We start from the raw sequence: 20,053 nt of genomic DNA, 5'->3' as shown, positions 1-20,053 counted from the left end.
CGAATATGCGTAACGGCTTTTGTTGAATGTGCTCTCCGGGTCTAGCTGGACAGTGAATTCGCTCGTGTGGGGGATGCGCCTTCACCAGCCTTTCGGCGACTGTGCCAACAGGAGCAATCAGTCAATGGAAGGTTTCGGGCGTGTTGTTATCGGTTCTGCTGTTGGCGGTCTTCTGGGTGCGGCGGCGTTTTTCACAACTGAAGCGGTTTTGCCGAAACTAGCCGAAGCGGCACCTGCCCACACCGCTGCCAAAACCCTCAAGCATGAGCGGAAGCTCAGTGATAGCCAAACCATCTTGGAGGCGAACCGCCACCTGATCGCCAATGGCTGGCGTCCTGCGCCGCAAAAAACGCCAACGCCGGAGGAGCGGCGCTTGGCCTCTGTACCGCTCGAAAGCCTATCGACCTGTTCCGCCACGGGTGCTGGCTTCTGCCGCTTTGATTACCGGCGAGATCTGCAGCGGCTGTCGGTGGTGACGGTGCCCAGTGAGCCGGGCCGTCCGTCCGTTGGTCGCGTTATCCGTTGGTGGTGATCAGCGATGTCGAGATGAACACCACCTCGGTGGGCAACGCTTCCAGCCCCCTGATTTCTGCATCGTTTCCCATGCCTCAATTGCGTTGTGCCTGAGCATCCTTCTGATGACTCGCTCACCACCACCCCGCAGCGGTCTGGTCTCGACGACAACCCACTGAGCGTGCTGCGTCGGCATGTCGTTTTTGAAGCGGCAGACCTTGCCTTCCTGGTCGTTCATCAACCAGCCGAAACCATTCTGCGGTGGATGGCGGTCAACAAGTGGTCGGTCCTTGTTTGGCATCCCGACAGGATGGCCTGCTTAGAAAATTCCAAGAGTCTTTTTCTTGCAGTAACCAGCGCCGATATTCATCCATCCCGACTTGCAAGCTTTGCCATATGTGGGTGCCACCTCGTAATAGATAGGCGAAACACAAGTGGTACCGAGTGTGTTGACGTAACCAAGGGGACATTGCTCATGACCAGGAGCTTTGGGAATTTCCTTCTGAGCTGTTGCTGCTGGTGGTACTGATGCAATGGCTAGAGGCAGCAAGGTAAAAAGTGCCTTCTTCATGGACGGGCGATTTCTTGTTTTCGCTTTAGCCAGCTCAATCAGTTGGGGCAAGGCGGTCAATCAGCGCTTTCCGCACAGCATCTTGACTGAACTGACTACCAGCTTTGCTTTGCGCCGATGACAACGCTTGGCATCCCGACCCCATGGCGAAATGCTCCGAGACACGGCAGCTGATTTGACAGTCCTCAGCAGACTGGGACCTGATTTGCGCGGATGCTGCCCATGCCTTCAGACCAGATTCACTGCGTTGAGCTCATTGCTCTTAAAACCTTGGCGGATCTGGAGCAAATGGAGGGGCCATGGCTTGAGTTGATGCAAACGAAGGATCCGGAATCGGTCGCGTTGGCATTCAGGCTGGCGCTGGCCCATCTGGCGCAGACCAGCAAGCATTTGCAGATGGTTGATGTCATTCACTCAGCCGAAAAGCGAACAGAAATGCAGAGTCCTGCAGAGAGTTGCAGCGCGTCCGTGACTAGGTGACCACGCGTGGTCACTTTTGGCGAAAACTGTGCCTGCAAGTGTGATCTGCGGCAGGACATTTCGGACTTTCGGCAAAGCTTGCTAGACGCAACGAAACCCACTTATCAGAAGCTGCCACCAAAAGCCAAGCAGAAAATCGTTTCTGCCGATTGGAAAAAGCAGAGGGCATTGATCATCCAGCGTGACAACCAACGCAGGCAGGGAGAACAATGCGATTGGGACAATTCGGCTGCTAATCGAGCTAGTTGGCTTCAGGGCAGGGAAGAGCCACTAGTTCGCAAATATAACTTGCAGAGATTAATCCCTAAAACATAATAAACTTGACGAATTTTTGCAGAATTGCTAATTTAATTTAGCGGCGTTAAAGAACCCATGGAAAACGAAAAACTAAAGATTATAGCCACTTCATCAGAAGGAAAGCTATACAACATCAACGGATTTTTGGTCGTCCAGGTATCAGGCAGCGATCAAGAGATGGGTTATCAATACGGTGAGCTGATGAAAGATTATATAAAAAAATCATGGGATACATTAATAGAACCAGGTCGGAAGAAGGGAAGCATCACAGACGAAGATCTCAAGGCTTGGTTCAATAGGGGGTATTCATATGCGTCAAATCGAAATAAAAATTTTTACCATGGCATGGCGAAAGGGTCAGGAATCTCAATAGAGAATATTTGCCTGTTAGATCAATATATGGAGTATGGAATGTATGAGTCAAAATTACACTCTTTTTCAGGATGCTCCTCAGGCTTGGCTTGGGGAAATGATTCTGTAGACGGGAATATGTATACTTCTCGGAATATGGATTGGGCTGAAAGTTTTTTGCCTTTGCCGATTACCCTTTTAGTTAAAAAACCAGAAGGAGGTGACTTTAAATCTGCATCAGTTGCTTGGCCAGGAATGATTGCGGCCTGGACTTCGATTAATGAAAATGGAGTCTATTTTGATCTTCACGATGGTACGAGCATGGGAGGTCAGATAATCGCAATTAACAGACCTTCAACACTAGGTGTAACTGTAGATTTAATTTCCGAATCAGATTCTTTGGATACCTTGTTGGCAAAAGTCAATGGAACAGTTGCAAGCGTATCGCATATTATGACTGTTGCTGACGAAAAAAGAGCAGCCTCTGTTGAGCGGTCATCTTTAGGAGGAAATCGATATCGAACAGAAAATGGAGACTCAATTGCCGTAGTGAATACCTTTTTAAGTCCTGATTGGGGAATAGGCGTGAGAGAGACACTAAGCAACTCTCTTAAGCGATACAAAAACATTAAATATCATCTTGACAAAAACAAAGGCAAGATTAATGACCAAGTATTGAGGAATATTTTTGATTTAACTCTCTTTAATAAAGATGGCACTTTTAATGAAAACGGCGGTCCAACAAAGCCAACAGTGCAAGATGTTGACCTGACAAACTATCAGGCTGTCTTCGACATTGCAAAGCGTAAGGTATGGATGAAAATACCAGTACCAAGCTATTTTATAGATTGGACTGCAGTCGATATAGGTGAGTTGTGGAAAGCATAGCTTCAACTAATAACCCACCCATCCCAAATTAAACACTGCATTGAAGCCATCATCCAACGCCCCGTTCACATAAACAAATTATGCAGCAAACATCGATTTTATTAGAATTTCTAGGAACTATTGCATTTGCGATTACAGCTGTTCTCGCTGGTACTGAAAAAAGGATTGACTTGCTGAGTGCGTGTGTTTTTGCATTGGTCACAGCTGTTGGCGGAGGTACGATTCGCGATGTAATTATCAACCAGCCTGTCTTTTGGGCAACAAGTCAATTCTATATTTGGGTCCCAATACTGTGCGCCGTAATAGCCTTTTTCTGGAAAAAAATATTTATTCGAAAAAGAGTCAATAAGTTGCTTTTATATATGGATGCCGTAGGCATTTCCGTATTTGCTATTCAAGCCTTTGAAAAGGTATGGAATTTAGATTATGGAACTCCCTTGGGGCCAATCATTTTGGGCGTTATAACTGCTATTGGCGGAGGAATAATGAGAGACGTCATGGCAGGCAGATCTAATTTATTGCTATCAAAAGAATTATATGCCATACCAATTTTGATAGGCTGTGTTGCCTATGCTTTCATTCTTAATTACGCCCCCGGATATAGCTTGTATAGCGGCCTTTTTTGCATGGTATTGATTTTTGCAATTAGATGCATAGCAATCGAAGAAAGGCTTACAGTTCCAAAGTGGCTTATTTCAACTTAAGGTAGAGCTATTGATTTGCATTTTCAGTGCAAGCTATTCATCAATTTTGATCTTTTAATAGGTCATCCAAGCTGGTAACGCTGATTGCTTAAGGGTTTATCTCAAAATCAGTCCATGTATCTTTTGACCGATGCATGGGGGCTTTCTTCAGGCATCCGGATATCTTCACAAATCGAGGGACGTCGTTCAGACTGACCTAAGCGACATCGATTTCGTTGACAAGCTTGCCAGCTAAGTCTTGATGGTTGAGCAGATGGCAACTGATGCAGCCGCCGCTGGATGTGAATCAAACGCAATCGGTGCCATCCGTCTCTTAAACGAGCTGGTTGGCTTTGGTGGGCGAAGTTATTGCCAGGCCAAACAGGGTGACTAACAGTCGCTTAAACATAAGGAAATCAAACGATTGAGTGACCTTATTGAAGGCTGAGTTGTGCTTGGTGAGAGAAACATGCGTGTTTTCTATGAATGACCACCAAAATCGTTTAGTTGAATGTCTATTAGCGTTGCCTCTTATCGATTGTTGGCGTCCCTCCCATGAAACAGATTCATAGGGACGTGGATACGCTGTGTTCACCCGATTGGGGATGTGGAGCGGAAGGATTCAGGAGAGGTTGGTTTTAGTTGGAAATTCTCGATGGACAAACCAACTAAAAACACAAGCTCTTGGGCTGGTGGCATCGCTGTCGCCACTCTGTTGGCACTGGTCTCAGCCGCTGCAATTGCTGCTGTGTCCTACGACTAACAGAAATACAGAGACTGCATCGCGGGCGATGATGTAAGCAGCGACCAATGCAAACTGCACCATCCCGTAGAGCGATGATGGACGAATGAAACGCTTTGCACCCATCGCCGCCGTTGCTGTTGGCTCCCTGCTGATGGCGAGCTGCCAGTCAGAGGCGGCTCGAAAGGGGGAGATTTGCGCTCAATGGTCCGTTGCTAGATACGAAAACGAGGCTTTCATCGAGCAAGCGAAGCAGGCATGGAAAGCACTTGGAATTGAAAAAAACTACCCCTCACCAATCGAAGGGGATCCCCTTAAAAAACAGCACCACCTGAATGCTGCCGAATCACTCGATGATTTTTGCGAGTTCTACAAGCCTTGATCCAAACCGGATCAAACGGGGTCACCACTTAGGTGGGCACCGCTTCCAGCCACCTGACTTCAGCATGGTCTCCCATGCCTCGATGGCGTTATGCCTGAGCATGCGTCTGATCACCGGCTGACCACTGCCGCGTAATGGTCTGGTTTCAACAACGACCCACTGAGCGTGCTGCGTTGGCATGTCGTTCTGGAAGCGGCAGACCTTCTGTTCCTGAGTGTTCATCAACCAGCCGACACCGTTCTTCGGTGCGTGGCGGTCAACAAGTGGGCGGTCCTTGTTTGGCATGACGCCACGATGGCGAAACCTCAACACCAGCTGCTGCTAGCGGGGCTTCAGAGGCTCAGCACCACTTCCCGCATGAGAACGAGATCGCTTGTTTTCATTGCTGCGATCTGATTGACAGTGGTTCCGATCTGATCCAGCGGTTACTGAACTAATCAGTAGCCGCCAAAAGCAGCTCCAACTCTGCAATTCCGCAGTTACAGCCATCCCGCTCGCCATCACATGGCTCCATGTTGGGATGCCCCTTGGCACAGGACTCAGAGCAGAAATGCTGCCCACCAATCCTAATTGACCTCGATTCTTCAACGCTGCGCTTGCAAAGCGAGCAGTCGCACAAAAGTAAAACTGCAGTCATCACACAACTCTTGGTAACAACTCGTCAGGTCTATTGCATTCAGGGCATCGTTTCTTTGGCGGCTTACCGAACACTTAGCGTTGACTTATCGAAACTGATTCTCAGCGGCAGACTTGCACTCTTGATTGTGATTCTCAAAAACATATTTGGCATTCTTGAATGTGATTCTCAAAAGCATATTTTGATCCACTAATGTTCGGTTTTACGCCTATCTTCCGCTCTTTTGTGATGTAGAACTGATTCATCCCTCCCAGAGGAAGAGACATGACAGCTTCACAAATCCAAGCCCCCATCACCGTCCCCACTGGTCCCGCAGGCCGCGCCATGGCCGAGCCCATGTCCGCTGAACTGCTCGACCTGATGGAAGCCCATCTCAACCTTGAGCGTCAGTCAGCTGCTGACTATTTCGCTGCTGCCATCTGGTTCGCTGAACGCGAGCTGACCGGCTTTGCCGAGCATCTCCGTGATGAGGCCAAACAGGAACAGGAGCATGCCGCCAAGTTCGCCGACTATCTGATCAGCAGAGGCCAGCGCCCTGTCCTCGACACCATCGAGCCACCGCGTCAGCAGTGGACTGGCGTGGAGCAGGTGATTGCCAACGTCTTCCGCATGGAAGCTGATGTGACCGCCTCGGTGCTGCAGCTCTACAACACTGCGGAAAAAGACATTGATCGCCGCACCACCGTCTTCCTTGATCCCATCGTTGACGGCCAGCGCATTTCCGAACACGAAGCCGCCTACCTGCTGGGTCGCGTCAAGTTCGCCGCAGAAAATCCCGCTGCCGTGATGATCATCGACGCCGAACTGAGGGAAGGCGAGGCCGAGCCCGCCAAGCTTGAAGGCTGACCCTCTGTTCATTCAGCTCAAAGCTCAACCTTCCAACTCCATCCAACAGCCCCGCCAAGTGCGGGGTTTTTTATTGAGATGGTTGGTGAGCAGGTGGGGTTAAACCAGCTCCACCGCACCATCAAGCAGGCATCGCCTACCCAGCTGCTTCATCCCATCGATACCCAGCACGATCAAAGCGCTCATCGTGATCGCTTCATGCTTGCTCCACTCCTCTTCAGTGAACTGACCCGTCAGCCGCAGCCACTGACCCTCGTGCCAATGATCCTCAATCGCCTGCATGTCGCTCACTAGATCAACAGGCGCTGCAGTCATTGAGAAGCCGCTCAGAGGCTCACAAGTTACCGCTGGTCACCATGACCGCAAGCGTTACCGTGCCTGACATGTGAACGCGTCAGAGATGGGCTCGGTTAAGCACCTGCAAAAGCATCAGTACAAGGTGCCGGAGGGGCAAGAACCACTGAGCAAGAAGCCCATTGGTGTGCGGCTCTATGAATCCGACGATGCAGCGGTGCGGGCCATGGGCAAAGACGGCACGCGGTTCGTTCGTGAAGCGGTGCATCAGGCACTGATCGATCGCCTTGCCCCAACTGATTGAGCTGGCTAAAGCGAAAACAAGAAATCACCCGTCCATGAAGAAGGCACTTTTTACCCTGCTGCCTTTAGCCATTGCATCAGTAACACCAGCAGCAATAGCTCAGAGGGAAATTCCCAAAGCTCCTGGTCATGAGCAATGCCCTCTTGGTTACGTCAACACACTCGGTACCACTTGTGTTTCGCCTATCTATTACGAGGTGGCACCCACATATGGCAAAGCTTGCAAGTCAGGATGGATGAATATCGGCGCTGGTTACTGCAAGAAAAAGACTCTTGGCATTTTCTAAGCAGGCCATCCTGTCGGGATGCCAAACAAGGACCGACCACTTGTTGACCGCCATCCACCGCAGAATGGTTTCGGCTGGTTGATGAATGACCAGGAAGGCAAGGTCTGCAGCTTCACCAATGCCAATACCAACCCGTGATTCAGTCTTTACCGGCTGTGACACGGCCGGCCACAAACCCCACAGCTCCGCCAACCAGGGCGGCTTGCACTTGCCAGATCAGTTTCCTGTAGCGCCAGGAGGCGTTAGTGAACCAGATGCCGAGCATCAGCGCGGCTCCAATGGCGACTGTCAGACCTGCCTTGCTCACTCGGCCAAGAGATCGCCGCTCTTCGTCCAAAGCTCCTGGTTTGGTGCTGGAGTGGATTGGTTTGTTCATGGCCTACACCCTGACGGTCTTTTCTCTTGCCGTCGAGCGTCGAGTGCGATTGTGCTCTATCCCTGTTGTCTTGAAGCTTTGAACCGGTAATCGCCACCACAGCAGTCAACCGCCGCCACAACGCCATCGAAGCCTGGGAAACGATGCAAAAGTCAGGCGTGTGGAAGAGTTGCCCACCGAGGTGGTGTTCATCTCGGCATCGCTGATCACCACCAACGGATAACGCGACCAATGGACGGACGGCCCGGCTCACTGGGCACCGTCACCACCGACAGCCGCTGTATATCTCGGCGGTAATCAAAGCGGCAGAAGCCAGCACCCGTGGCGGAACAGGTCGAAAGGCTTTCGAGCGATACAGAGGCCAAGCGCCGCTCCTCCGACGTTGGCGTTTTTTGCGGCGCAGGACGCCAGCCATTGGCGATCAGGTGGCGGTTCGCCTCCAAGATGGTCTTGCTATTACTGAGCTTCCGCTCATGCTTGAGGGTTTTGGCAGCGGTGTGAGCAGGTGCCGCTTCGGATTGTTTCGGCAAAACCGCTTCAGTTGTGAAAAACGCCGCCGCGCCCAGAAGACCGCCAACAGCAGAACCGATAACAACACGCCCGAAACCTTCCATTGACTGATTGCTCCTGTTGGCACAGTCGCCGAAAGGGTGGTGAAGGCGCATCCCCCACACGAGCGAAAGCTTCTCATTGACGGGCCACTGGTGGTCGGTATGCACACGCTTTTGCACACAGCGGGGCAGAAACTCAGTCATTAACTGGTGGACCCGTTGCTTGCTAAGCAATCAAACGTCGATTGCCTGCTGATTCCACTGTTCTGCAGAGAGCTTGCCCTGAGCATCGCCCTGCTGGATGAAATCCTTCACGACGTTGACCTGCACGGCCTGGACGCCTGCATCGGGGCTGAGCTGATTGTTCAGCTGACGAGCACGGCGATCGTGATGCGTTGAGAGTGCGCGGAGCAGAGCTGGATCAACACCAGGCTCGTGCGTGGTCTTCACCGTGGTGCGGCCCATCGGATCGGTGACTGTTTCGGTGACGGTGCGGCCGTGTTGGCGTTGCACCGCAATCTGCTCGCGTAATTCCCGCTCAGACAGATTCCATCGCTCCTCGGACATAGCCATCCGCTCTTCAAGCGTCAGCTGATTGATCGGGTGAGCCTTTGCAGATTGCTTGATGAATTGGCTCGCCCTGGCCTGCGTGATGTCTAGCTCATCTGCGATTGCAAATTGCGGGGCACCGTTTAGATGTAACTCCCAGGCACGATTGCGCTTAATTTTTGCTTCTTTTCTCTGCGAAATCGATGCAGTCACGATGTTACTAACTTCCAGAATTTTAAAAATTATAAGGCGTCATAAATAGAAGCGGGAAAATCCCCGTTCCTCGTGCGTATGAATGCATGAAAATCTCGCGTGCGTATTGGAAAGGTTTCGAAAGTGGTGTGTTTTAGGTGTAGAGAGAGGCAGAGAGAGTAGTGATAGAGGTTGATCAGAGAGAATTTGACTTTTGGAGCATTGAGCCCTTTTGTCATTCCGAAAGTGCTTTAGGCATTCCGACAGTACTTTTGGAGTCTGGTGAGCACTCCGAATGTTCCAAAAGAAAATCCAGTCGTGGACTGGGAAGCGGCGCAGAAATGGAGGACTTTCGACATTTGGAACGCCCCACGCGAGGGATTCCTAAAGCCTCAGAACATCCACTTAATGGGGCACCGTCCGCCAGTCGATTCACCTTGCAGGCTTTGGATGCCTAGAGCGTTCCCGTTGGTGAAGTAATCCCGCAGTTCATTTGCAACGGTCTTCTTGTGAGCCCCAATCCCTGCAGCAATGGTTTCAGTGGCCTGTGGCTGGCCTTTGCGTTGGCGTAGGTAGTCAAGGGCTTTAGCGATTACTGAACGCTTCTCTGAGGGGGAGGGCCACCGCCTTGAACACCCATAAAGGTGAGGGAGTAGTCATCTCTGCAGCCTTGAAGATCCCAAGTGATTCCTGCCTCGCAGTTGCGTTTGCCAAGGCATCGGAGAATGAACTGATCAGGGAATGCGTCTTCCTCTTTGTTGGCCCAGTAGCCGAAGACATCAGAGCAGGCTGCTGTGAGCATTCCGGTGCCAAGGAAGTCATCAAAACCGACTGAAGTGCGACCTTTGGCGCTGTCTGGTTTGCGGAGGTGAATCAGCAGAAAGATGACGACGCCCATCTCTGCTGCGAGGTTGTTCAGCTGGTAGACGAAGAGAGCAAATTCAGGATCAGTGGATTTGATTCCACGGCCACCAGCAACGGTGGTGATGGAGTCAATACCAGTGAATTTGGCTTGAGTGCGCCTGATCTTTTTCTTGAGTTCTGGAATCATCGAGGGATTGAATTCCCACATCCAGTGGATCGGCAAATCAGGGTTAGCGCCCATCGCAAGAAATTTCTTCTTGGCGTTGAGGTCTGATTCATCGCATTGCACGATGACCGCTGGCCCGCTTTCAACGGTTAGCTCGTTGAACAGCGGAGCACCGGAAGCGACTGCGATCGCGGATTGATACATCAGGATCGTTTTGCCTTGGCCCTTGTCGCCACCAATGCCGACTAGAGCGCCTTTGGCACCGAACTGACCAATACCCCAGCTGCAGTCGTGTTGACGCTGCATGAGTTCAGCAAGGGAACAGTCCTTGTCATTGCGCTGCTCATCGATGAGCGTTGCAACGGCCTGATCGAATGCTTTGCTGCTGTTGAGCCCGGTGTGATCTCTGAGTTTTTGGAGAGCAATGAACCGTTCTGTTGGAGAGCTGATGTCATCAAGTGCTTCAAGGCCAAGCTTGAGAATTTCGAGTGCATCGGCACCACTGATGAGTTCTCCGAGGGCTTTCTCTTTTGCCTCGCGCTCTTCATGACCTTCTGCAGAGGGCAGGGTGTAAACCTTGGCCAGTTCTGGAGTGGTTGTCATTGGCTCGCCTCCAGCTCTCGAACAGCCGCGGGGCAAGGAAGACCGAATTCGTTCTGCTGGAACTGGCGAAAATCTTCTGCGATGTAGGCGATGGATTTCAGCTGAGCTTCGACGCGTAGACGATGCAGCTGTGAAAGGTCGTCGTGGTCCCTCCAGATGGTCCTTAGGTGAGGGCGGAGTGCTGCTGCTTTGGCCTGTGCGTCAGATACGGCTGCGCAGGCTGATTGGAACTGGTTAGGGGTGCAGGAGTAGAGGTCTGGAATGTTCCATGCCTCGTCGTAGGCGTCGTGAAATTGATTGAGGATGTGCGCCCACTGAGAGCGCTTGGTCTGTCGCGAGAGCAGCTCCTGAGCGGTGTTAGGGGTGCGTGTTTTGGTGGATGGACGCTCTAGTTCTCTGTGAGGCCTGAAGACGGCTGCTGAACCGCTAAAGCCGCCGCGATGGTGGATGAATGCCCATTGCGCACCGTTGATGGTGATGGTGTCGCCAGGGCATAGATCAGTGCCGGTGTGGCAGAGGACGACTTCATCGTTAAATCTGCAATCGGCGTCTTTGACCCTGGAGCAAACAGGGCAGGGAGAATTGCGCCCTGAAGTTTTCACTCTCCATACTCCCAAGTATCGAGCTGGTCGATCAGGGTTGTGCCGCGTTGATCTGCGATTTGCCTGATGCCGCATAGCAGTGCAGCGAGCTTGAGATCGTTCTGCACGTCGGCTTGAAAGCCGTGATCAGGCGGTGCAGGGAGTGGTTGAGCAAACCGTGCTGCAGCTGACTGCGTGATGGCTTGTATCTGGGCGTTGTCGTTTGACTGCCGACCTTTGGTAAATTTCATGAGTAAATCAAGTTGTCTGTTAAGCGGGGGTGGTATCCCGCCTTTTTTATGTGGATTCAGAAAGGACTACAGAACGCGCCAGGCCAAGCAGGTGACGGGTTGATTCACCAACTGAACGAAGGCCATGCTCTTCTCTGTAATCCTCGATGAACTGCCGTAATTCGGGTTCAATGACGCAGGACAGACCAACACGCGGCGGCATGTACGTGGTCGACGCTGGAGCTGCCATTTCGAGCTGATAAGCGAGGTTGGTAATGGCAGATTAACGATGGGATATTGGAATCAAAACTCCCTAATTAGTCGCCAATTATTAGTCATGACACCTGACGACACCTGACGACGATTTACGGCTTTAAAACGAAAAAAGTGCGTGCAAATTACAAGCCTTTTCTCTCTTCTGATACTTCTGTTCGTAACTGAATCAGCAGATCTGCCGCCTCCAGTAATCAGTCATGACTGCACCTCTTTGCGAACTGCTGAGCAAATGGAAAGACCAGCGAAACGAAGTTCGTGGTGGATTTATTCCCTCATCCCTTCTGGGTTGCGTAGTCCTTCGATCCCGAGAGATTCGCCAGCTTTGAGACGTTGCTCAATCCACTCCTCAGCAAACTCAAGGGACAGGCTTTCATTGCGCGTCAACAGCTTGTCGATGAGGGCCAGTTGGTAGTTCTTCCGATCTTCAGGAGAAAGATAGTTTTCGGCTTTGGTTGTCATGACTGCACCTCCGCGATCAGTTGATCAAGATTCGATTCGTCGTAGGTCTCAATCAAATCCGCGCGGCTCTTTCGCTTTGCCGCAAGGCGTTGATCCTCTTCTTGCACTGCCGAGATCGTTAGATCAACAAGATGCTTGCGGATCGCAGTGATGTCGTAATGCACTGGGCCATTGGGTTTGCCCGTGGCAAAGATCCAATGCTGTCCAGGCAGGAGCCTGCGCTGACGGCGCATGAGTCGAAGTGTGGCGCTTTTAAGGCCCAGAAGCTCTGCAGCCTCTGGCTCATACACCCATTCATTTTCATTTTTCATTGACGGGACTTAGATATGTCCCTTGGCTCTCAGCACGTCACCAAGCAATCCGGTGTGATCAGCAAACTGATGCCAGCCTTCGCCTGGGCGATGTTTACTAGCACGAAGTTCGGCTTCGTAGCGATCCACCATTGCTGAAACCCGTTGAGTTTCAGCAGGCCCGATCAAGTGACCGTGATGCCCTTGACGATTCTTCTTGGGGCGAATGCGCTGGCCGTTGACTTTGTAGGCAGACAGATTGTTCCTTGGTTTCCGGGCCATTGCAAAAGGGGTGAAACAAAGAACCGCCGTCTTGTCGTTAGAGACTCCGCAGGAGTCAATCGATCGGGAGCCGTACCAACAGGGTTGGTGCGTTACAAGTCGGAAGCTGGACGTCTTATAACTGCGAGGGTTAATCGCAACCGCGCCAGTCGGAACTTGATTTCGGTGCAATTCTTTTGAATTGCTATTCAATACTTATGCGTAGGCGAAATCCTGTCAACAGCTGTGATCATCTGCAGCCCAAAGTCGTGCGAAAGGAAATGGCGAGCAAACCAAAGGAACGGCTTTTTTCGCACCGCATTCGCACAGCCTTGATTGCTAATCTCTGAGAAACCAGTCGGGGCGACAGGATTCGAACCTGCGACCTAGTGCTCCCAAAGCACCCGCGCTACCAAACTGCGCCACGCCCCGTTACCCCCACATAGTAGAGCCTGACGTGCATCTGGGCGAAACCAGCTGCAGGCTGATGGTGAGCAGGTCAATGCTGTCCTGGCAGAGCTCTCAGAACGGTTCGGCACCAGTCCCGATGTGGTTGCGATGACTGAGTGGAACGCTGTGAGCAGTGCCATCTACGCAAGGACGATGTAGCCGTCTGGGGATTTTGCCGGAATACAAGCCACCGCCATGGCAGAGGCTGTAAAACCTGGTGAGCAGCTTCAGAAGCAATCACTTGCACTGCTGAAAAACAATCAGGAGCAGATCAACGGAAGTTTTGCGACGTATCGCCATGCATTGGCGGACCTGCACACCATACAAACGACACCAGCCGTTCAGTCGGTGCTCTGAACACTGCTGCACAAGACAACAGAGGGCTGATCTGCATAGCCAGTGAGATCACCGAAACAGCAATCAACATCGCTGGCTTGGAGGCAAAGAAGGCAGTCGACGAAGGCATGGAGGACCTTCTCAGCATTCTTTCTCTGGGCCTGGAAGTGATGAGCATCGATGAGAAGGCCCTAGCCCTGTAGCTCGACACCGACGAGGTCGATCCAAACCGTGGAGTTTTCCTGACCTGTGAATATTTTCGCAGGGTGAAGGGCATTTACGTGACCAAAGGCAATGCCAGGGACAAGTACTAATACTCCATTTTTGAGCGAAGTCGCTAACTGATTATGTCTTAATGATGGGTGAGCGCGTGGCGAGAAAGCCAGGTGTATCTGTTTGATAGGTGGTAGGTATAATCTTACTCATTCTTCAAGCAGTCAGGAAATTATTAGGTGTTTCATATTGTTTCTGGTCACACAGATTCAAATGACAAGCAGGCGAATATTGGATATTAATGGCTGTAGATATTCATTCTTTTGATGTACTTGCTAGGGGCTTCTTCTGCCCTGTCGTTCTTTGACAGTGCAGAAATTTCGGCAATTATTATTTCATTTTTATTTAAACTGGCGGGAGCTGTCGCTTTATGGATCGCCGGAGGCTGGCTGATCGGCCTGTCTTTGCGGGTCATGCGCCAGGCTTTAAAGAAATGGGCTCTCGACCCGACAGTCGTCAGATATCTCCTAAATATTCTTGGTGTCACCCTCAGGGTGGTTCTCGTTGTGGCAATCCTTGGATTTTTTGGAATTCAAACGGCAAGTTTCGCCGCACTCCTTGCTGGTGCTGGTGTTGCGATTGGCGCTGCTTGGAGCGGCATGCTCGGAAATTTTGCAGCAGGCGTATTTCTCCAGGTGTTACGCCCAGTCTCTACGGGAGATTATATTGATGGTGGTGGAGTTGAAGGAACAGTCAAAGAGGTGGGGATGTTCGTTACTTCGATCACTTCAATTGACAATGTTATTCATTACGTCCCCAACGGAAAACTCTTTAACGACACAATTAAGAACTATTCCGCCAATCCTTATAGGATGGTAGAGCTTGTTGCTCAACTTGATAACAGTGCAGACGTTGCACAAGCGATCAAATTATTGAAGGAAGCCATTAAATCTGTTCCGAACCAAATGGACGGTGTAGAAGCTGATGTCGAAGTCCTTGAGTTCAGTGAACGTGGTCCTCGATTGGCGGTACGGCCTTACACTGAAGTTACTAACTATTGGCAGGTTTACTTTGACACCAATCGCATGATTGTTGAAGTTCTAGGAAAAGCTGGCTTCCCCGTGCCTCGAATTCCAGTTGCAATGCAAGGTAGTTCTGTCAATTGAATTTTTTGAAAGTGTGGTCAATTAATCTGGGCTTGACCTCACGATTCTCAAATTCAAAATCCATGAGGATCGGCAGTGGATTTAATTATTCTGAGAAACCATCAATACTTGGTGGCATGAGTGCGGGGGCCGGCCCATAAAACAGTGCCTAGGGATCCCTGCAGGCCAAAACGATTCACCGGTGCTCGGGCGTCCCGGTGGATCGGGCTACCAAGCCCAGCGAAAGCGGCTAGTACTGGTGTCATAGTCTTGTGGATATGTCGATTGACCACGGGGTTTACAGCTCACCCGAGTCAGAGCGTCCGATCTTCCGGGACGTAGCTCCAGGCATGACAGTGATCGCCAAGCACGATTATCTGTCCGGCGAAAAGACTTAGAAAGATTGGTAGATACGGCGGTGCTGCCCGTGATCCCTCCATGCACAACCTCTTCCAGATCACTGATGTGGATTCCGGTGTGATCCGCTGGGGCAACGCTGATCTGGTGCCTGACAACGTTCCCAACAACTGAAGGCAGATAATTCGACGGATGTCGAGCAGATGCCATCCGAATAATCTGGATTTAGGTCAGAGATCGTCAGCAACACGAGGTCTCAACGACCTACAGGGGAGCTGGTGCCCCCATCCTTAATGAGAAAAATACACTAAATCACCCGATCAAGGGGTGTGACTCATATCCTGCTGATGTCTCCAGAAGGTCGCTAAGAGAGACTCGTACTTTGGAAATGTGCACAAGTCTCCACACATTAGGGCCTGACGTACATCAGGACGCAACCTGCTCCTGCAGTGGTTTTTCTTTCTATGAGACAAGTGGTCAGAGATGACTGATCGTCTATAGCCACTCAACTGTCATGCAGCTGATATCCGCTTTCTTGACTCGCACCAAATATCATCAAGAAGCTTTAGTGCTATTTTGTTGCTTTGACGCAATAAAAAAGTTTGGTCATCTGATGTGAGTAGAGCACCTTTATGGTTCCTTTGGTTTCCTTAATCTGCTACTAAATGGCCCCGTCTTAGGAGCGACAATCCAATGGATTTGGTACGGTACGGCTATTCTGAGTACTTCTGTTTTACTTGCATTGATTTCCCTTAATTGCAAAAACAGCTAAGCCTCTGCGAAGCCATGATTTCAACTTATATATATTAGTATTCTGTGACTTTCGGGATTACAATGTCAATTCAAAATAATTTGGACTGGTTTGCTTAGCGCCAGTGTCTCGTGGTCACTCTTGTAGGTATCCGCAAGTTCGAGATTGAAAAACAATGCAGATTTTGCAGGAAAATAGGGACCAGCGTGCCAAGTACCAATGTGGAGTTTAAGGCCTTCGCCCGGCATCACCCTTAACAACCAGGCTGCTTTGGCAGCAAGCGTTGGACCTTGGGTCTCAGGTGGTGCTAACAACATCCAGAAAGGAAGACCTTCAGCTGAACCAAGACACTGGGTGGAATGCAGATGACGCGTCATTGATCGAACTGACAGCGACCTGTGCGGCAACCTCATGACGAAATAGCGCAGTTTTCCAGGACCGAATCGCAGCTCAGCAGACTCTTCTTCTACGGGAGTCATGTCCTCGGTCTCTCGAAGACCGGTGCCGCATTCATTTAGACGTGGATCGAGCAGAGACGAAGCTTGAAGAGGCTGATCATCGGTGAAAGAGGTGAGAACAGTATCAAGTTCACTAGGTTTTGAGTTCATTAGAGAATGTCAATATCCAGCATGATGGATTTGCACACAGTCTTACGTCCGTCATCATCCAAATGCGGACATCTGGTCTGTACTCACTGAATCAACCTCCAAAGCTTCAATTGTGGCACCAGGGACCACAGCTCGGAGTCACGCAGCTTGGATCTCATCTTCAAAGGGACAATACCAACCATTGATCGCTGATGGATTACGTGATGCGGGTGAACACTGACGGGATTTAAGGCGGTGATCCGGTAACTAAGAAGACCTAAAAATTCACCAGTGTCCGGAAGAGGTACGTACGAGTGTCTATATGCCTACAGAAATGCAGTTGATCCCAGCAACACCACGCAGTAACCCGTCTCAGAACAGTGAGTTATTGGGAGTAAGCACGTCTAAGTGTTGATGGCCACCACCATGACATTGTGACTGATGAATTAGATATTGGCTTTTCGTAAATTATCGGAAGCCTTTTTCAGATCCTCAATGGCAGCTCCAATCCTTGGGTCTGAGCCTTCTTTATAGGGATGGTGCCTATAAATCTCTTCGGGGAGCGCCTGAACGCGTTGGTAGTAGACAATCGGGGACGCTGCCATTGCATCGATGTTTCTGGAACCTATTGGTAGCACTCACTTGACTTTTTGGACATGGACTTAATGCATGTCCTTCTGCTGCGTAAAATACTCAAATCACACCACTACAATTGGGATCGAATCATCAGAGTTGTGTAAATATCTGGTGATTTCAGATTGAATGCGATTTAAAGCTATGGCCTGAATGCCGGTCTACAAGATTAAATTATTCCTTAGCATGGAACAACTCAGTTTTAAAAGAAGCAAAAATGGTTTTCATAGTGGATACATGCTGGATGTTCACATCGCCAAATTCTGGGCGCTGCAGTTGCCCGGCTTTCACTTGTTTTAGTAGAATGATGCGTGCCATTATTTAATACAATTAAAGCTGGAGTAAGCTTTTTTATAATTCATAAATCTTTTTACCGGTCAATGGTGATTGGCACGCACTGTTTCATGTTTCTGTTTTCAGCTGTATTCTCTTCGCAAACGCTCAATATCTAAATTATTTTCAAATTACTCATGAATGCTTTCCCTTGATGTATTGTCGCTAACTGATTTATTTTTTTCAATTTCTCTGCTCATACTCATTCATTTGTTGATCACATCATCGAAACAACAGGTATTTCCATGGCGCGATATTTTAGATAAAAGCCGCCTAGGCCTTGAGCCAAAAACTGAATGCCGATGGATAATGTGAAAATTCCCATGATTCTGATAAAAATATTTATACCCATTGACCCTAGTAAGTTGAAAATCCCGGCGCTAAACCTGAAAATAACGTAATTTACGATTACCAAGATCACAATCGCTGCAAGAAGTTCGTGAGATGTTTCTGTTTGTGCTGCGGTTTCTGCAAATAAAACTATAGCTGAAAGTGTTGCTCCTCCAATGGTCAGTGGTATGGCTATTGGCACAACTGCTTCAGAATACATATTTTGGCTATCAATCCTATGCAAATTGATTTTTTGATTGTTGCTTTTTGGATCATTGATTTTTTCTGGACTGTGCCCCAGCATTTCAAGTCCGACTTTCCCCAGTAGGATTCCACCAGCTACCTGAAAAGCATTAATTGAAATTCCAAAGAAATTAAGTATCCTTGTCCCGATAAACATGAAGCCTACAAGTGTTATCAAGCAAGTTAAACTGCTAATAAAAATAATTTGATTGATTTTATTCCGAGGCATTCCTTTTGTCAGTAAAAGAAATGCCCCTAATGCCGATACGCTATTGCCGATTGCCAGTAATCGTGTTAGATAATCATGAAATGTATTTGGGTTAATCAGCGGTTGCACCTCCATTGCCAATGGCTTATTCGGCTATTGATTATTTTCAGTGGTGAAACGACTGATGGTCAGGATTTGGATCAGGCATAGGTGTATCCAGCTTTTCGAACCAGGCTATGGCGTTTCGTATGTCCTGAAGCAGAAGTTCGCCCATATCACGTGTAAATCCAGCACGGATTACAAAACGTAGAACGGAAATATCTTCACAATCAGCCGGCATCGTGTAGGCAGGCACTTGCCAGCCGCGCATGCGTAAATGATCAGAAAGTTGAAAGACACTCCACTTATCAATCGAGTCATCTAAGGTCACGGCAAAAACAGGCAACTGTCCTTTTGGATGACTTAGCAGCCTCATAGGACCCATCATCTCAATTGATTCAGCCAGGTATGTAGCGGTTTTTTCGAGGGTGTTCATACGTTGGCAATATCCTTCATGGCCGAGATGAATAAAATTAAAATATTGTGCAACGATTTGAGCTCCTGGTCGCGAAAAATTCATCCCAATTGTTGGCATCTGACCTCCTAGATAATTCACATTGAAACGAAGCTCTTCGGGTAGGTCATCCTGTCCACGCCACAGCACCCATCCCACCCCTGGGACAACTCCTCCATATTTGTGTCCACTTGTATTGATTGATTTCACCCTTGGGAGTCTGAAGTCCCACTTCAGATCTGGACTGTTGAAGGGTGCCACGAACGCACCGGAGGCGCCATCAACATGAATTGGGATATCGAGTCCCTTGTCTTTTTGCAATTGATCCAATCCATTCTGAATCGCTTCTACAGGTTCGTAGCTTCCATCAAAAGTGCTTCCCAGCACTGCGACAACACCAATTGTATTTTCATCGCAGGCAGCAATTGCGCCCTCCGCTGTCATCTGCAGATGATCTCTGGTAATCGGTACCATTCGTGCTTCGACATCAAAATATGCGCAGAATTTGTCCCAGCAAATCTGTGTATTGGTTCCCATGACAAGATTTGGGCGTTGATCATTCAAGCCCATCGCTTTTCGCTTTTGACGCCAATGCCATCGGAGCACCATTCCTCCGAGCATGCAGGCTTCACTTGATCCAGTTGTCGATGTTCCAACCGCCTGTTCGGCATCAGGCGCATTCCAGAGATGAGCCAGCATCTTCAGACATCGATTTTCAAGCTCCGCTGTCTGTGGATATTCGTCCTTGTCAATCATATTTTTATCTACGCATTCGCGCATCAGATGAAGAGCCTCAGGCTCCATCCAGGTGCCAACAAACGTTGCGAGATTCAGCATTGCGTTGCCGTCCAGCAACAGATGATCGTGGATCAATCGATAGGCAAGATCTCCTTGGATACCCTCTTTGGAGAGCTCGTAGCGAGGCAGTTCAACCCATGTCATGCTTCGTTGGACCAGGCGATGCCCAAGGTTGGTTTGAAGATCCAGTTCTGGATTCGAGTTCTCCATCTTGGTTGCTGATAGGAATCTTTGTCTCACCCTTAGCTACGAATTGAATCAATGGGCATCTGATTTGAAATATTTCGCCGTTGTTATGGATTCTGTTCTGATTTTGTTGATGCTCTCCTGTACCAGAAGTTCACATGTGCGATTCAAGTTTATCCTGCTTTGATTATTTGAGTGCAACAACTTTCTCTTTATTGTCTTCGATTATTTGCTAATCAGAGGCGGTTGATTTATTTA

The 20,053-nt window shown here is 49.5% G+C and carries 31 protein-coding genes and 1 tRNA gene; 12 read left to right on the top strand and 20 right to left on the bottom strand.

Features of this window, described 5'->3' with window-relative positions:
* Nucleotides 1-52 precede the first annotated feature (52 nt).
* Nucleotides 53-532: a hypothetical protein gene (locus SIB73_RS04655; protein ID WP_413402544.1), complete on the top strand. Its 480-nt coding sequence runs from the start codon at nt 53-55 to the stop codon at nt 530-532.
* Here the strand turns inward: SIB73_RS04655 and SIB73_RS04650 are convergent, their stop codons facing one another.
* Together SIB73_RS04650 and SIB73_RS04645 are read right to left on the bottom strand one after the other, a co-directional pair.
* Nucleotides 533-814, bottom strand: coding sequence for a DUF1651 domain-containing protein (locus SIB73_RS04650; RefSeq protein ID WP_413402546.1), 282 nt, complete (start codon nt 812-814; stop codon nt 533-535). It lies immediately after the preceding gene.
* A gap of 18 nt (nt 815-832) precedes the next feature.
* Nucleotides 833-1,084, bottom strand: a complete 252-nt coding sequence (locus SIB73_RS04645; protein WP_413406419.1) for a hypothetical protein — start codon at nt 1,082-1,084, stop codon at nt 833-835.
* 270 nt (nt 1,085-1,354) lie between these two features.
* Between SIB73_RS04645 and SIB73_RS04640 the strand changes: the two genes are divergently transcribed.
* The 4 genes from SIB73_RS04640 to SIB73_RS04625 all read left to right on the top strand — a co-directional run bounded on the left by SIB73_RS04640 (nt 1,355) and on the right by SIB73_RS04625 (nt 4,907).
* Nucleotides 1,355-1,564 carry a hypothetical protein gene (locus SIB73_RS04640; RefSeq protein WP_413402548.1) on the top strand — a complete coding sequence of 70 codons (210 nt, stop codon included), beginning with the start codon at nt 1,355-1,357 and terminating at the stop codon, nt 1,562-1,564.
* 372 nt (nt 1,565-1,936) lie between these two features.
* Nucleotides 1,937-3,100 (top strand): C45 family autoproteolytic acyltransferase/hydolase, encoded by a 1,164-nt coding sequence (locus tag SIB73_RS04635; protein WP_413402549.1) that lies wholly within the window; start codon nt 1,937-1,939, stop codon nt 3,098-3,100.
* A gap of 80 nt (nt 3,101-3,180) precedes the next feature.
* Nucleotides 3,181-3,804 (top strand): trimeric intracellular cation channel family protein, encoded by a 624-nt coding sequence (locus tag SIB73_RS04630; RefSeq protein ID WP_413402551.1) that lies wholly within the window; start codon nt 3,181-3,183, stop codon nt 3,802-3,804.
* A gap of 875 nt (nt 3,805-4,679) precedes the next feature.
* Nucleotides 4,680-4,907, top strand: coding sequence for a hypothetical protein (locus SIB73_RS04625; RefSeq protein ID WP_413439725.1), 228 nt, complete (start codon nt 4,680-4,682; stop codon nt 4,905-4,907).
* Nucleotides 4,908-4,928: 21 nt separating this feature from the next.
* Here the strand turns inward: SIB73_RS04625 and SIB73_RS04620 are convergent, their stop codons facing one another.
* Together SIB73_RS04620 and SIB73_RS04615 are read right to left on the bottom strand one after the other, a co-directional pair.
* A complete protein-coding gene (locus SIB73_RS04620; RefSeq protein ID WP_413402554.1) occupies nt 4,929-5,192 on the bottom strand; it encodes a DUF1651 domain-containing protein in 264 nt (87 codons plus the stop codon).
* 148 nt (nt 5,193-5,340) lie between these two features.
* On the bottom strand, nt 5,341-5,472 hold the full coding sequence (locus SIB73_RS04615; RefSeq protein WP_413439785.1) for a hypothetical protein: 132 nt from the start codon (nt 5,470-5,472) through the stop codon (nt 5,341-5,343).
* Between SIB73_RS04615 and SIB73_RS04610 the strand changes: the two genes are divergently transcribed.
* Together SIB73_RS04610 and SIB73_RS04605 are read left to right on the top strand one after the other, a co-directional pair.
* Complete coding sequence (locus tag SIB73_RS04610) at nt 5,435-5,737, top strand: hypothetical protein (protein ID WP_413406577.1); 303 nt, start codon at nt 5,435-5,437, stop codon at nt 5,735-5,737. The two genes, SIB73_RS04615 and SIB73_RS04610, sit on opposite strands and share 38 nt — an antisense overlap.
* 71 nt (nt 5,738-5,808) lie before the next feature.
* Nucleotides 5,809-6,390, top strand: coding sequence for a ferritin (locus tag SIB73_RS04605; protein WP_413402555.1), 582 nt, complete (start codon nt 5,809-5,811; stop codon nt 6,388-6,390).
* A gap of 99 nt (nt 6,391-6,489) precedes the next feature.
* On the opposite strand, the gene SIB73_RS04600 is transcribed toward SIB73_RS04605, so the two are convergent.
* Nucleotides 6,490-6,705: a hypothetical protein gene (locus SIB73_RS04600; protein ID WP_413402557.1), complete on the bottom strand. Its 216-nt coding sequence runs from the start codon at nt 6,703-6,705 to the stop codon at nt 6,490-6,492.
* An 85-nt stretch (nt 6,706-6,790) separates the two neighbouring features.
* Here SIB73_RS04600 and SIB73_RS04595 point away from each other — a divergent pair, with 85 nt between their 5' ends.
* Together SIB73_RS04595 and SIB73_RS04590 are read left to right on the top strand one after the other, a co-directional pair.
* Nucleotides 6,791-6,988: a hypothetical protein gene (locus SIB73_RS04595; protein WP_413402558.1), complete on the top strand. Its 198-nt coding sequence runs from the start codon at nt 6,791-6,793 to the stop codon at nt 6,986-6,988.
* A gap of 34 nt (nt 6,989-7,022) precedes the next feature.
* A complete protein-coding gene (locus SIB73_RS04590) occupies nt 7,023-7,274 on the top strand; it encodes a hypothetical protein (RefSeq protein ID WP_413406423.1) in 252 nt (83 codons plus the stop codon).
* Between the two features lie 139 nt (nt 7,275-7,413).
* Here the strand turns inward: SIB73_RS04590 and SIB73_RS04585 are convergent, their stop codons facing one another.
* The 11 genes from SIB73_RS04585 to SIB73_RS04535 form a co-directional block, all read right to left on the bottom strand.
* Nucleotides 7,414-7,650, bottom strand: coding sequence for a hypothetical protein (locus SIB73_RS04585; protein ID WP_413402560.1), 237 nt, complete (start codon nt 7,648-7,650; stop codon nt 7,414-7,416).
* 206 nt (nt 7,651-7,856) lie between these two features.
* Entirely contained in the window at nt 7,857-8,405 is a 549-nt protein-coding gene (locus tag SIB73_RS04580; RefSeq protein WP_413402562.1) for a hypothetical protein, read from the bottom strand.
* A gap of 30 nt (nt 8,406-8,435) precedes the next feature.
* Nucleotides 8,436-8,774: a hypothetical protein gene (locus SIB73_RS04575; RefSeq protein WP_413402563.1), complete on the bottom strand. Its 339-nt coding sequence runs from the start codon at nt 8,772-8,774 to the stop codon at nt 8,436-8,438.
* 760 nt (nt 8,775-9,534) lie between these two features.
* Nucleotides 9,535-10,575, bottom strand: a complete 1,041-nt coding sequence (locus SIB73_RS04570) for an AAA family ATPase (protein ID WP_413402565.1) — start codon at nt 10,573-10,575, stop codon at nt 9,535-9,537.
* Nucleotides 10,572-11,177: a hypothetical protein gene (locus tag SIB73_RS04565; protein ID WP_413402566.1), complete on the bottom strand. Its 606-nt coding sequence runs from the start codon at nt 11,175-11,177 to the stop codon at nt 10,572-10,574. The genes SIB73_RS04570 and SIB73_RS04565 overlap by 4 nt, the downstream gene beginning before the upstream one ends.
* Nucleotides 11,174-11,407 (bottom strand): hypothetical protein, encoded by a 234-nt coding sequence (locus SIB73_RS04560; protein ID WP_413402568.1) that lies wholly within the window; start codon nt 11,405-11,407, stop codon nt 11,174-11,176. The genes SIB73_RS04565 and SIB73_RS04560 overlap by 4 nt, the downstream gene beginning before the upstream one ends.
* A gap of 46 nt (nt 11,408-11,453) precedes the next feature.
* Nucleotides 11,454-11,636 (bottom strand): hypothetical protein, encoded by a 183-nt coding sequence (locus SIB73_RS04555; RefSeq protein ID WP_413402570.1) that lies wholly within the window; start codon nt 11,634-11,636, stop codon nt 11,454-11,456.
* A gap of 290 nt (nt 11,637-11,926) precedes the next feature.
* Nucleotides 11,927-12,121, bottom strand: a complete 195-nt coding sequence (locus SIB73_RS04550) for a hypothetical protein (protein ID WP_413402573.1) — start codon at nt 12,119-12,121, stop codon at nt 11,927-11,929.
* Nucleotides 12,118-12,432: a hypothetical protein gene (locus SIB73_RS04545; protein WP_413402575.1), complete on the bottom strand. Its 315-nt coding sequence runs from the start codon at nt 12,430-12,432 to the stop codon at nt 12,118-12,120. The genes SIB73_RS04550 and SIB73_RS04545 overlap by 4 nt, the downstream gene beginning before the upstream one ends.
* A 9-nt stretch (nt 12,433-12,441) precedes the next feature.
* Complete coding sequence (locus SIB73_RS04540; RefSeq protein ID WP_413402577.1) at nt 12,442-12,693, bottom strand: hypothetical protein; 252 nt, start codon at nt 12,691-12,693, stop codon at nt 12,442-12,444.
* 337 nt (nt 12,694-13,030) lie between these two features.
* Nucleotides 13,031-13,104: transfer RNA gene (locus SIB73_RS04535), tRNA-Pro, on the bottom strand.
* 213 nt (nt 13,105-13,317) lie between these two features.
* Here SIB73_RS04535 and SIB73_RS04530 point away from each other — a divergent pair.
* From SIB73_RS04530 to SIB73_RS04520, 3 genes are all read left to right on the top strand, one after another.
* The gene (locus SIB73_RS04530) at nt 13,318-13,479 is read left to right on the top strand and encodes a hypothetical protein (RefSeq protein ID WP_413402579.1); all 162 of its coding nucleotides are present in this window, start codon (nt 13,318-13,320) and stop codon (nt 13,477-13,479) included.
* Between the two features lie 518 nt (nt 13,480-13,997).
* The gene (locus tag SIB73_RS04525) at nt 13,998-14,837 is read left to right on the top strand and encodes a mechanosensitive ion channel family protein (protein ID WP_413402581.1); all 840 of its coding nucleotides are present in this window, start codon (nt 13,998-14,000) and stop codon (nt 14,835-14,837) included.
* A gap of 417 nt (nt 14,838-15,254) precedes the next feature.
* A complete protein-coding gene (locus SIB73_RS04520) occupies nt 15,255-15,347 on the top strand; it encodes a DUF3104 domain-containing protein (protein WP_413402583.1) in 93 nt (30 codons plus the stop codon).
* Between the two features lie 663 nt (nt 15,348-16,010).
* On the opposite strand, the gene SIB73_RS04515 is transcribed toward SIB73_RS04520, so the two are convergent.
* The 4 genes from SIB73_RS04515 to SIB73_RS04500 form a co-directional block, all read right to left on the bottom strand.
* Complete coding sequence (locus SIB73_RS04515; RefSeq protein ID WP_413402585.1) at nt 16,011-16,532, bottom strand: hypothetical protein; 522 nt, start codon at nt 16,530-16,532, stop codon at nt 16,011-16,013.
* A gap of 786 nt (nt 16,533-17,318) precedes the next feature.
* A complete protein-coding gene (locus tag SIB73_RS04510) occupies nt 17,319-17,462 on the bottom strand; it encodes a hypothetical protein (RefSeq protein WP_413439724.1) in 144 nt (47 codons plus the stop codon).
* A gap of 232 nt (nt 17,463-17,694) precedes the next feature.
* A complete protein-coding gene (locus SIB73_RS04505; protein WP_413402587.1) occupies nt 17,695-18,393 on the bottom strand; it encodes a MarC family protein in 699 nt (232 codons plus the stop codon).
* A gap of 31 nt (nt 18,394-18,424) precedes the next feature.
* Nucleotides 18,425-19,819, bottom strand: coding sequence for a glutamate decarboxylase (locus tag SIB73_RS04500; RefSeq protein ID WP_413402588.1), 1,395 nt, complete (start codon nt 19,817-19,819; stop codon nt 18,425-18,427).
* Between the last annotated feature and the right edge of the window lie 234 nt (nt 19,820-20,053).

The organism is Synechococcus sp. MIT S9509 (genome assembly GCF_047303035.1).
GTDB lineage: Bacteria > Cyanobacteriota > Cyanobacteriia > PCC-6307 > Cyanobiaceae > Synechococcus_C.
The sequence above is the reverse complement of the archived record's forward strand: the minus strand, read 5'-3'. Positions and strand labels throughout refer to the sequence as shown.